We start from the raw sequence: 12571 nt of genomic DNA on the forward strand, positions 1-12571 counted from the left end.
TGATAATTTTTTAATTTGCGGGTTGTAATTTTTAGGTTTTAATGAAAAAATTAAGAAGCTATTTAGAAACGATTGTTGAGGTAGATGATGCCGATTGGAATTATTTTTCATCGCGTCTCATTAAGCGAGAATTTTCGAAAAAAAATATTTTTCTTAATGTTGGCGATATTGAAAACTATATTTCATTTATAGAAAAAGGCGGGGTTCGATTGTTTATTCCGAAGGCTGATGAAGAAAAAGAAATAACCTTTGGCTTTTGTTTACAGGGCGAATTTGTAAGTGCATATGATTCTTTTTTAACCCAAACACCAACCTTATATCAGTTGGAAACCTTAATGGATACCACGCTTTGGAGTATTAGTTACGCAGATTTGCAAGACGTGTATCGTACTACTAAAATTGGAAATACCATTGGGCGTTTTACTGCCGAAAAATTGTTTTTAATTAAATCTAAAAGAGAACAATCTTTATTAAACGATACTGCGGAGCAACGGTACATGAATTTATTTGAAGAACGACCGAATATTATTAAACAAATCCCATTAAAGTATATAGCCTCGTATATAGGGGTTACACCACAGGCTTTAAGTAGAATTCGAAAACGTATTTCTTAACTTGAGTTCATTGTGTCGGTAATTCATTCCCTTTAATTTTGCATTTTAAATTAAAAGGACATGGAAGTTATATACTTATTAATCATTTTATGGTATGGAGGATTGTTTTTTCAAACATTTTTTCTTCATAGATATGCGGCGCATCAAACATTTACCATGTCTAAAACCGCAGAAAAGGTTACTTATGTATTAACGTGGTTATTCCAAGGTTCTAATTACCTAAGTGCGTATGGTTATGGGGTTATGCATAGAATGCATCATGCGTATGCCGATACAGAAAAGGATCCGCATTCACCTAAGTTTGATGAAAATGTGTTGAAAATGATGTGGCGCACAAAAAATGTGTATCAAGATATTAATCAGCAACGCATTAAAGTTGACGAAAAATTTACCAAAAATGTACCACAATGGTTAGCTTTTGATAGAATGGCGAGTTCAAGAATTTCAAGAGTGATATGGACGGCGCTTTATGTTTTATTCTTTTTACAATTTGCAACCGCTTGGTGGCAATGGTTATTTTTACCAATTATTGTTTTAATGGCGCCTATTCATGGGGTTATTATTAACTGGTACGCACATATTTATGGTTACGTGAATTTTAAAGTAAAAGACACTTCTAAAAACTTATTGCCTTTCGATTTTTTAATGATGGGAGAAGCGTATCACAATAACCATCATAAACACGGTGGTCGTCCTAATTTTGGGGTGAGATGGCATGAATTCGATCCCACATATTTTATTATGCGCATTCTTAATAAATTGGGAGTTATCAAGTTTGTACAGTAATTTTTTGAAACTGTTATGCCGAATACTATAGAAGCAGTGTTTAATTGTTGTTTGGGATTATTACCCCATTGTCATAAAACACCGATTTGACATAGGTTTCTTCTTCGTCATAATATTTCCATTCGCCATGCATCAAGCCATTTTTAAATTTTCCGGTAGAATATAAATTGCCGTTTTCGTGATAGTTTTTTTCTAATCCTTCTGCTTTGCCATTTAAAGCATAACCTTTTTGGTTTGTAATGCCATTTTCATAAAAGGATTCCCATACGCCAGTTTGCAGATTCTTTGAGAAATGCGCTGTTTTGGTGATGTTTCCATTAGCATCAAACCATTGCCATTTACCTTCCATCATATCTCCGTCATGCTCACCAATACGTTGTAAAACACCTTCTTGATTATAAAATGAAATTTTACGAGTTGGATTTCCATTCACAAATTGTTTTGTATAATAGCCTTCAATTGTGTCATGATAAAAAGTCCAAATTCCAACAGCCTCATTGTCTTCAAAACTTCCAGATGTAACTAAAGTGCCATCTTTATCGTAATTTTTCCAAAGACCAGACTTTTTGCCGTTTTGGTAAAACCCTTCATGAGTAAGATTACCAAGGTTATCATAAAACTTCCATTGGCTCGTAGCATTTCCGTTTTCAAAGTATCCAGCTTTTGATAAGACTCCGTTGTCATAAAAGTAGTTCCAAAGCCCAATTTCTTCTCCATTTTTATAAGAACCAATCGAAGTTAATTGGCCATTGTTATTATAAAACTGCCACTCACCAGATTTCTTTCCTTCTTCAAGAATGCCTTTTTTTATTAAAGTTCCATTCTCAGAAAAATAATGCCATTCGCCAAATGCTTTTTTGTTTTTAAAACCACCATAGCGTTTTACATTCCCGTTGTCATTCAAGTAGCTCCAAATACCCGTTCTTTCACCATTTTCATAAATTCCATAATGAGATAGATTCCCTTTTTCATTATAGTATTTCCATTCCCCGATTTTTTTGTTCTTTTCATAAAGACCTTCATTTATAAGGCTGCCGTCTTCACGAAAATAATTCCATTTCCCGACTTTATCTCGTTTGTTTTTGCCTTCAGATTTATATTCAAAGTTGTATCCGGTAGATTTCAGATTACCGTTTTCATAATAATACCAATATTCGCATTTTTCATGATTTGCATGGTGCGTTCGCTTTGCTTTGATGGTTCCAGCGGGGTAATAAGCCTTATCCTGCTTACTGTCTTGCGCGTAAATTATTATAGAACACAAGCAAAAAATAACTGCAAAAATCTTTCTCATGACATGATTTTGTTCGATAAAGTAAATTTAATTTTTAAAAGTTTAAATTGAATTTTTTTGTAAAAATTTATTTATTTCATTTCAGGTTTCATTTTTTAAATTAGCATCGGTTTTGGGATAAAAACACTATGAATATGTTTTTTAATCGTTAATAACTCCTAACAATTCTGTTTCAAAACCAACTTCTAAATTCCTATTTTGCAGCACGCAAAAATGTAATTAAAATGAAGGTCTGTATAGCCGAAAAACCAAGTGTAGCACGCGAAATTGCATCCGTTTTAGGAGCTAATACCAAGCGCGATGGGTATTACGAGGGCAATGGTTATGCGGTAACTTACACTTTTGGGCATTTATGTACTTTAAAAGAACCCAACGATTATAAACCCTACTGGAAAAGCTGGGATTTAAATAATTTGCCGATGCTTCCTGAAAAGTTTGAAACTAAGGTGGTAGCAAATTCGGGCATCCAGAAGCAATTTAAAATAGTAAAAAGTTTATTTGATAAAGCTGAAGTAGTTATTAACTGTGGGGATGCTGGTCAAGAAGGAGAGCTTATTCAGCGTTGGGTAATGAATGAGGCTAAATACAAGGGAGAAGTAAAACGTTTATGGATTTCTTCGTTAACCACCGAAGCCATTAAAGAAGGATTTGAAAACCTAAAGCCATCAGCCAACTACGATAATTTATACTACGCAGGGTTTTCCAGAGCCATTGGCGACTGGTTATTGGGTATGAATGCCACCCGATTATATACTGTAAAACACGGTGGATATAAGCAGGTATTGTCTATCGGGCGTGTGCAAACTCCAACTTTGGCCATGGTTGTTAATAGATTTAAAGAAATAGAAAATTTTAAGCCACAGCCTTATTGGGAGTTGCAAACTATGTACAGGGAAACGCTTTTCAGCTATGAAGAAGGGCGATTTTTGAATAAAGAAGACGGCGAACTGTTAGCAAATAGAGTAAAGGAAAGCGATTTCGAAATTGTGTCTATCGAAAAAAAGAAAGGTAACGAATATGCCCCAAAACTGTTCGATTTAACGGGTTTGCAGGTGTATTGTAACACCAGATTTGGATTTTCGGCAGAGGATACGCTTAAAATAGCACAAACCCTTTACGAGCAAAAAGTAATTACCTACCCCAGAGTAGATACCACGTTTTTACCAAACGATATTTACCCAAAAGTAACGGGCATTTTGCAAAAGTTAACTAATTATGCTGCTTTAACACAACCGCTTTTAGGAAAAAAGATTAAAAAATCGCCCAAGGTTTTTAACGATAAAAAAGTCACCGATCACCATGCCATTATCCCCACTGGGATGCAAAGTAATTTACCCTACAACCAACAACAGGTGTATGATATTATAGTGAAGCGTTTTATTGCAGTTTTTTATGATGATTGCGACGTATCTAACACCACCGTTATTGGGAAAGCAGCCGATGTTTCTTTTAAAACCACGGGAAAGGAAATACTAAAAAAAGGCTGGCGCGTGGTTTTTGAAGACCCAAATGGCAAAGAAAAAGAACCCGATGTTTTACCAACATTTGTAAAAGGCGAAAAAGGACCACACGAACCCTCGTTTTTAGAAAAGGAAACCAAGCCACCCAATCAGTTTACAGAAGCTTCGTTATTACGTGCCATGGAAACCGCAGGAAAAGAAGTAGACGATGAAGAATTACGGGATTTAATGAAAGAAAACGGTATTGGACGACCATCTACCCGCGCCAATATTATAGAAACACTTTTTAAACGCAAATACATAATTAGAAATAAAAAGCAGGTGTTGCCAACCCAAACAGGCATTCAGTTAATTGATACGATTCAGAATGATTTGTTAAAATCGGCAGAACTAACGGGCTCTTGGGAAAAGCAATTAAAAGATATTGAAAAAGGCACATTTACAGCTAGTGCATTTATAAATAACATGAAACGCATGGTAGATGCTTTGGTGTACGAAGTGCGCAGTGAAACCACACGCGCCAATATATCGCATGCAGCAACCGTAAAAAAACGGGAAGCCAAAGCAGAGCAAAAGAAAGCCGCTGGTATTTTGGCAGAAGTGTGTCCGAAATGCAAAAAAGCAACCATTATAAAAGGGAAATCGGCTTATGGATGCGGTAATTATAAAGCGGGTTGCGATTTTGTATTACCATTTACTTATGCCGATAAAAAAATATCTGAGAATCAATATTTACGATTACTTAAAAAGGGTTCGACGGTGAATTTAAAAGATTTTAAAATAAGTACCGGCACCGTGGAAGGGTTGTTGCGTTTCGACGAAAATTTCAAGCTGAAATTTGAACCGAAGAGAAAAGCAGAAAAACTTAAGGCAATTCCTGATGAATTGACTTGCCCCAAATGTAAAAAAGGAACGGTAATTAAAGGAAACACCGCGTATGGTTGTAGTAGCTATAAACAAGGCTGTGATTTTAAAGTAACTTTTGAGACGGTAAGAGAAAAAATGAACGGAGAAAAAGCGACTAAAGAATTGGTGTTTAAAATTTTAAATGAAAGCGTCTAGTTGTTATTCCGAAGGAATTACGACGAAGTAATCTGTTTGTGCTTCAATCATTTTTTTTGATTCAGATTCAATTTAAAAGATTGCTTCGCTTTTTTTAATGATAAAGCTCACAAGGACGAAAACAGTAGTTTTTTGGTATAATTAAACGATGTCCCCTCGAGCGCAGTCGAGAGGAGGTTTTATTGCTGCCGCAATTAAAAAAGAGGTCTCGACTGCGCTCGACCTGACATTTAAGAAAATGAATTTAAAAAATTAAATGCCCGAACAAGACACCATACATCGCCATTTTATAATTTTCAAACCGTACGGGTATTTAAGTCAGTTTGCCAGCAATGCCAGCAAGCAACAATCTAAAAAGTTTTTAGGCGAATTATTTGATTTTCCTGAAGGGATTATGGCTATTGGTAGGTTAGATGAAAAATCGGAAGGCTTATTATTACTCACTACCGATGGTAAAATGAGCGATTTTATTAATAGTAAAAAAGTTGATAAAGAATATTATGCCCAAGTAAACGGTGATATTTCTTTGGAAGCCATTGAGCAATTAAAAGCTGGTGTAGAAATTGGTTTTGAAGGCAGAAAGTACCAAACCAAACCATGCAAAGTTTTTAAATTAAATGAACCGCCAAATTTACCAGTACGGTCTCAAAAGATTAGAGATGACAGGCACGGACCAACGTCATGGATTTCGATAACTTTAAACGAAGGTAAGTTTAGGCAAGTTCGAAAAATGACTTCGGCCGTTGGGTTTCCTACCTTACGATTGGTGCGAGTGCGGGTAGGAACAATACAACTGAACACGATGCCAGTTGGTGCTGTTGTTGAGGTAACGGATTTTCTGCGTTAGGGATTGAAACGGCATCCTTTTTTGAGGCACGAGAAAAAGATATAGTGCAAAGCCCGACCCTTGCGGTAACGCCCAAATACTTTTTAAACTTCCAGTTTTTTTAATTCTTTGTAATTTCGGTTAAGGCGTTTTAATAACAATCCGTATAAAAGTCTGTAAAATAGCCAGATAATAAAAATAAAGATGGCCGTGGCTATAATAAATATGCCGTAAGTTATTATGGTTTCTACACCTTCGAAATGCGTAAAATTATCGGATACTTTAGGGTCTAGGATAGTTGCGAAATAAATGCCTATTACAATGGATACAAATGCCATTACTAAATTATAGATGACGTAGTATTTAATTACTTTTCGGGTTTTTAAGATGCTTTCCATGAGTTTTTTAGCATTGTCGGTTACCGAAATGGCTTTGTGTGCTTTAAATAATAAGTAGATAAAAAGCAATATAATGGCGTAGCTAAATATGTTTAAAATGGTAAATATAGTGTCGTTGGTGTAAATCGCATCAAGGCGTTGTTTATAACTATCTGAGGTAAAATACGGGATTGTGTTAATTAATATCCAAAATACAAGTTCGGCAATGCTTATATAAAAAAGTGTCTTTACTATAGACGACGATTTTTTATGCAGCATGGGGTATATCTCTTGCGTAGATAGTTTTTTATGCTCTGGCTTTTCTTTGTTCCAGTCTTTTTTGAGTATATCTAATTCATCCATATGGTTACGGATTAAGTATGGTTTTAAGTTTGTTTTTAATTCGATTCATCTTCACTCTGGCATTCACCTCACTGATACCCATGGTTTCACTTATTTCGCTATAATTTTTGTCTTCTAAATACAAGAAAATGAGTGCTTTTTCAATGTCGTTTAATTGGTGTACAGCTTTGTAGAGCACTTTAAGTTGTTGTTCTTCGGTGTCATCATAAGCTTCGGCGGTTATTTTAAATTCTACGGTATTAAATTCTTGCGTGTTTATGGTTCGTTTCGATTTTCTGTATAGCGTAATGGCCGTATTTAAACCAACGCGATACATCCAGGTACTAAACTTGGCATCGCCACGAAATTTTGGATACGCACGCCAAAGTTGAATGGTTATTTCCTGAAATAAATCGTTGTGTGCATCATAATTATTGGTATACAAACGGCATACCTTGTGTATTATATTTTGATGCTTTTCAAGCAATTCAACAAAACTATGTTCTAGTTCTTTATTCAAATCGATAGGTTAGTTACTCTGTAAGTAGCTTAATGTTTTAAAATGTTACAACTTGATAAAAATAATATTTTAAATAGAGCATTTTTAATTATTGCATTATATCTTTGCGGCTTATTTTTTTTTAAAGATTATGAATATTCCCCAAGTAAGTGTTCCAAGAGTTGTAATAATAGGTGGTGGTTTTGCAGGTATTAATTTAGCAAAAGCATTAGGTAACAAACCTGTACAAGTTGTTTTAATAGATAAGCGAAATTACCATACGTTTCAACCATTATTGTATCAAGTATCTTCGGCCGGATTAGAGCCAGATTCTATTGCGTATCCACTAAGAAAAATAATAAAGCGTTATAAAAACATGTATTTCCGTATGACGAAAGTACGAAGTATTGACGCCGATGCTAATGAATTACATACCGATATAGGTGTTATTTCGTTTGATTACTTAGTAATTGCAACCGGTACTAAAACAAATTATTTTGGTAATAAGGCTATTGAAACCTACAGTATGCCCATGAAAAAAGTGCCTCAGGCTTTAAATATTAGAAGTTTGATTTTACAAAATTTTGAACAGGCAGCAATTACCGAAGATATAGCTACCAGAAAAGCTCTTTTAAATTTTGTTATTGTAGGAGGCGGTCCAACAGGGGTTGAACTTGCTGGTGCTATTGCAGAATTGAAAAACCATATTTTACCTAAAGATTATCGCGATTTGATTGCTTCAGACATGCAGATTTACTTGCTAGAAGGTAGTCCACGCGTGCTGCCAAGCATGAGTGAAGAAGCCTCTAAAAAAGCAGCGCGATTTCTTACCAAATTAGGCGTACTGGTGCATTGTAATACATTTGTAAAAGATTATGATGGCAAAAAGGTAACTACCAATTTAAGTTTAGAATTAGAATCTGAAACTTTAATTTGGGCAGCTGGAGTTACTGGCGATACGGTGAAAGGTTTAAAAGCCGATGCCTTATTGGAGCGTGCCAACAGATATAAAGTAAATACGTATAACCAAGTAGAAGGCTATTCTAATATTTTTGCTTTAGGAGATATTGCTTTAATGGCAACAGAAGATTACCCTAACGGACACCCACAGGTGGCGCAACCGGCCATACAACAAGGACAGCTTTTAGGTAAAAACATTCTTAAATTAATTGCTGGAAAACCATTAAAAGAATTTAAATATGTTGACAAAGGATCGATGGCAACAGTGGGTAGAAATAAAGCTGTAGTCGATCTAAAACATTTTAAATTTGGTGGATTTTTTGCATGGTTTGTTTGGATGTTTGTGCACCTTATGGCTTTAGTAGGATTTAGAAATAGAGTAGTCGTGTTCTTTAATTGGTGCTATAATTACATTAATTTTGATAAGGCCGCGAGACTTATTATTCGTCCGTTTAATAAATTGAAGAAATAGTTTTTTCTATTTAATTCGATTGGTGACGTTTTCGATTTTTAGAGCTTAATTCATTTATTTTTTCACTTCTTGCTAGATTTCCAAAATATTGTGGCATATTTATTGTTTTAATAGCCTAACCCAATAAATCTACCATTATGAAAAAAATCTACTTTTTGTATGTATCATTACTTGCGTTACTGCTTGCATCATGCGGCAGTACAGGCTTTGTAAACTTAAATTATCCTCAAGAACCTGCGGTTATTTTGCCGGAAGGAATTACTAATATTTTGGTTGTAAACCGTTCTTTAACAAAGGGTGCGGATAAGCAATCTGAAAAACTAGAATCTATAGTAACTGGAGAAGTTGCTGGTTCTGATAAACTGGCGTCCGATGAAGCTATTAAGGGTGTTTTTGATGGCATTCGAAACAAAAGTTATCTTAATATTATACTGCCAGACACTTTAAGAATTTATGGAACCGGAACACGGCAGACTCCGGAATTGCTTAATTGGAAGCTGGTGTCTGAGATGTGTAAAAAATCTGATGCCGATGCGCTTTTGGTTTTAGAAACCTTCGATTCTAATTCCGATATTATAAGATCAGCGGTAGCTAACCAAGTTTCTTCGGTGCTAACAAATGGCAAACCGGGTAAGATTTTGCCAAATCATGTAAGAGTGGATGTTAAAAGCTATTGGAGGCTTTATGATCCGTATAGTAAAACAATTTCAGATCAGTACCAACAAACGTTTTACATGAATTTTAATTTGGTTAATGGCTTACCAGCTCCTGGTGTGTTGTCTGAAACAGCCTATGCAGCCGGCATAGATTATATCGAACGATTTTTGCCAAGGTATTATAAGGTAAGACGCGATATGTATAAAAAAGGAAAAGGTAGCGACAAGAATCGTTTTAATGCGGGTTGGCGCTCTGCGGAAGTTGCTAAATGGCATGATGCAATTGCTGTGTGGAAAGAGGTCGTTGATAAAGGTGGTAAATCGGCAGGTATGGCTGCTTTAAATATTGCGGTGTCTTATGAAGTTCTGGGCGATACCAATTTGGCATTAGAATGGGCACAAACGGCATATAGAAACTATGGCGATAAATTAAGTCGTGATTATGCTAAAATACTCCTTAAACGAAAGCGATTTGAGATGTAATTGATTAGCTAAAAATAATATTATTAAGCACCGTTATTAATACCTGACTTCAAGGGTTTTAATTGCGGTGTTTTTATTTACAAGATCTTTTTTATTGTTAAATCCTAAAACACAATTCATCATTTATATTCTACAGTTCGGGTAATTGTAATTTGTATATTGAGTGTTTATGTTCAATTTTGTTCCATCATCAAAAACGAACTAATCAACATACAATGAAATTATTAATCTTAATTTTTAGCTTTATATTTTCAAACCAATTGCTTGCACAATCAATCATTAACGGTAAAGTTACCGACGAAAAAGGAATGCCTATTGCTGGAGCTAACGTGTATTTAGCCGGTACTTATGATGGAAGTACTACCGATGAGATGGGTACATTTTCTTTTAAAACAAATAAATCTGGATCACAAAACCTGATCGTATCTTACATGTCTTTTGAAACTTTTACCATGTTGGGCGATGTGTCTTTTATGAAAAATTTGAAGGTAAAACTTCGAGAAGACGTAAACACTCTAGACGCCGTGGTGTTATCTGCCGGCACCTTTTCAGCTGGCGATAATTCTAAGGTAAATGTATTAAAACCATTAGATGTGGTAACTACCGCAAGTGCCTTGGGCGATTTTGTTGGCGCGCTACAAACATTGCCCGGAACTACAACAGTTGCCGAAGATGGCCGATTGTTTGTACGTGGTGGTGATGCCGAAGAAACTCAGATTTTTATTGATGGCATTCGGGTTTTTACGCCTTATTCACCTACCACCAATAACACGCCAACACGTGGGCGCTATTCGCCATTTTTGTTCGATGGTATAACCTTTTCAACAGGTGGATATTCTGCCGAATATGGTCAAGCTTTATCCAGTGTTTTATTATTAAACACAATCGACGAACCCGATCAGGAAAAAATAGATATTGCTATTATGAGTCTTGGTGGGGGCATTGGAAATACCCAAAAATGGGATAAAAGTTCGTTGAGTTTTAACGTGTCGTATATTAATTTGGCACCTTATAATGCGGTTTTTCCAAATAGGAATAACTGGATAAAACCTTTTGAAACTGTTTCGGGTGAAACCGTTTTTCGTAAAAAAACGAGTAAAGGCTTGTTTAAATTGTATGGTGCTTTTGATGCCACTAATTTTGAATTAACGCAAGAAGATATTAATTATGAAAACGGGGTACATTTTAAATTGAACAATAAAAATCTTTATTTGAATAGTTCTTATGAAGGTGAATTAAATGATACCTGGACAATTTTTGGTGGTTTAAGTTTTACTAACGGCAATAACGATTTAAATATTATTGATAGTGCTATTGAAAATGTCGAAAACTCAATGCATGCGAAGCTTAAATTTAGAAATAGGATAAGCAATCGCTTTAAACTTTATTTTGGTGCTGAATATTTCACTACTAATTTTAAGGAAAACTATAGCGATGATGCGTTAATTGATGCCAAATATGGTTATGATGATAATATTGTTGCAGTATTCAGTGAAGCCGACATATTTATTTCGAAAAACCTAGCATTTAAAACCGGTTTACGTGGCGAATATAGCAGCTTGTTTAATGATTTTTCGATGGCGCCTCGTATGTCGCTGGCTTATAAAGTGTCTGGTAAAAGTCAGTTGTCATTAGCCTATGGAAACTTTTATCAGAATCCATCGAGTGCTATTTTGAAGTTCAATCAGGATTTAAAAGCGCAAAACACCTCGCATTATATAGTGAATTACCAATACAATGGTGACCGGAAACTTTTTAGAGCCGAAGGCTATTATAAAAAGTACAATAACTTGGTGAAATATGATACAGAGTTTGCCGATTTTAATAGTAACTACAATAACAACGGTTATGGTTTTGCTAAAGGAATTGACTTCTTTTACCGCGATAGCAAAACCATTAAAAATGTCGATTATTGGGTGAGTTATTCGTTGTTGGATACCAAACGCGATTATAAAAATTACACCATGGAAGCACAACCTAATTTTGCGAACACCCATAATGTATCGGTAGTTGGAAAATACTGGATTAACGATTGGCGCAGTCAGGTAGGTTTTAGTTACGCCTTAGCCTCAGGAAGAACGTTTACAAACCCAAATGAAGCTGGTTTTTTAAACAATAAAACAAAGGCGTATAACAGTTTAAGTGTAAATTGGGCCTATTTGATCAGTCCGCAAAAAATACTGTATGCTTCTGTAAATAATGTGTTAGGTTTTAAAAACATTAACGGCTACCAATATGCGAATACGCCCGATGTGAATGGTAATTTTAATCGTAGAGCATTACTACCAGCGGCAGATCAATTCTTTTTCGTGGGTTTCTTCTGGACGATTAGTGAAGATAAAAAGAGTAATCAATTGGATAAGTTGTAGTAGATTTGGCTAAACACTTTGTCCGAATGTCAGCAAATTGTTATCGGGATCGAGCATCGAAAATTCTTTTTGTCCCCATGGTTTTATCTGCAAGCTTCCGTTTGGGTGAATGGGCAAATTTCTATCTAAAAATGATTTATAAAGACCATCAATGTCATTGGTTCTAATATAAACCTGACCGTAATTTTCCTGAGGGTTGAGGTCTGTAAATTGAAAAAAGTGAATTTGAATGGCGTCTTTTTCAATCATTAAGTACGCGTCGAAGTCGGCACTACCAAACTCCTGAAACCCTAATTGGTTTATATAAAAGTTTTTTGTGATAGCCTTATTCCGCATGGGAAGTTTCGGATTAATAGCTGTAAGCATCGTTC

Annotated in this window: 11 protein-coding genes; 7 read left to right on the forward strand and 4 right to left on the reverse strand. The window is 35.3% G+C overall.

Features of this window, described 5'->3' with window-relative positions; genetic code table 11:
* Nucleotides 1-41 precede the first annotated feature (41 nt).
* A complete protein-coding gene (locus tag ACFQ0I_RS14170) occupies nt 42-614 on the forward strand; it encodes a Crp/Fnr family transcriptional regulator (protein WP_379943349.1) in 573 nt (190 codons plus the stop codon).
* A gap of 60 nt (nt 615-674) precedes the next feature.
* On the forward strand, nt 675-1400 hold the full coding sequence (locus tag ACFQ0I_RS14175; protein WP_379943351.1) for an acyl-CoA desaturase: 726 nt from the start codon (nt 675-677) through the stop codon (nt 1398-1400).
* Between the two features lie 40 nt (nt 1401-1440).
* On the opposite strand, the gene ACFQ0I_RS14180 is transcribed toward ACFQ0I_RS14175, so the two are convergent.
* Entirely contained in the window at nt 1441-2694 is a 1254-nt protein-coding gene (locus tag ACFQ0I_RS14180; RefSeq protein WP_379943352.1) for a toxin-antitoxin system YwqK family antitoxin, read from the reverse strand.
* A gap of 224 nt (nt 2695-2918) precedes the next feature.
* Here ACFQ0I_RS14180 and ACFQ0I_RS14185 point away from each other — a divergent pair, with 224 nt between their 5' ends.
* Entirely contained in the window at nt 2919-5216 is a 2298-nt protein-coding gene (locus ACFQ0I_RS14185) for a type IA DNA topoisomerase (protein WP_379943354.1), read from the forward strand.
* Nucleotides 5217-5472: 256 nt separating this feature from the next.
* On the forward strand, nt 5473-6063 hold the full coding sequence (locus ACFQ0I_RS14190; protein WP_379943356.1) for a pseudouridine synthase: 591 nt from the start codon (nt 5473-5475) through the stop codon (nt 6061-6063).
* A gap of 83 nt (nt 6064-6146) precedes the next feature.
* Here the strand turns inward: ACFQ0I_RS14190 and ACFQ0I_RS14195 are convergent, their stop codons facing one another.
* Nucleotides 6147-6782 (reverse strand): hypothetical protein, encoded by a 636-nt coding sequence (locus ACFQ0I_RS14195; RefSeq protein WP_379943358.1) that lies wholly within the window; start codon nt 6780-6782, stop codon nt 6147-6149.
* A gap of 4 nt (nt 6783-6786) precedes the next feature.
* Entirely contained in the window at nt 6787-7281 is a 495-nt protein-coding gene (locus ACFQ0I_RS14200) for an RNA polymerase sigma factor (RefSeq protein ID WP_379943360.1), read from the reverse strand.
* 130 nt (nt 7282-7411) lie between these two features.
* Between ACFQ0I_RS14200 and ACFQ0I_RS14205 the strand changes: the two genes are divergently transcribed.
* The 3 genes from ACFQ0I_RS14205 (at nt 7412) to ACFQ0I_RS14215 (ending at nt 12200) form a co-directional block, all read left to right on the forward strand.
* A complete protein-coding gene (locus ACFQ0I_RS14205) occupies nt 7412-8692 on the forward strand; it encodes an NAD(P)/FAD-dependent oxidoreductase (RefSeq protein WP_379943362.1) in 1281 nt (426 codons plus the stop codon).
* A 137-nt stretch (nt 8693-8829) separates the two neighbouring features.
* A complete protein-coding gene (locus tag ACFQ0I_RS14210) occupies nt 8830-9831 on the forward strand; it encodes a DUF6340 family protein (protein ID WP_379943363.1) in 1002 nt (333 codons plus the stop codon).
* 215 nt (nt 9832-10046) lie between these two features.
* A complete protein-coding gene (locus tag ACFQ0I_RS14215; protein WP_379943365.1) occupies nt 10047-12200 on the forward strand; it encodes a TonB-dependent receptor in 2154 nt (717 codons plus the stop codon).
* 9 nt (nt 12201-12209) lie between these two features.
* Here the strand turns inward: ACFQ0I_RS14215 and ACFQ0I_RS14220 are convergent, their stop codons facing one another.
* Entirely contained in the window at nt 12210-12566 is a 357-nt protein-coding gene (locus ACFQ0I_RS14220; RefSeq protein WP_379943367.1) for a bleomycin resistance protein, read from the reverse strand.
* Nucleotides 12567-12571 lie beyond the last annotated feature (5 nt).

Origin of the sequence: Mariniflexile aquimaris (assembly GCF_042676825.1) — a bacterium.
GTDB classification, from domain to species: domain Bacteria; phylum Bacteroidota; class Bacteroidia; order Flavobacteriales; family Flavobacteriaceae; genus Mariniflexile; species Mariniflexile aquimaris.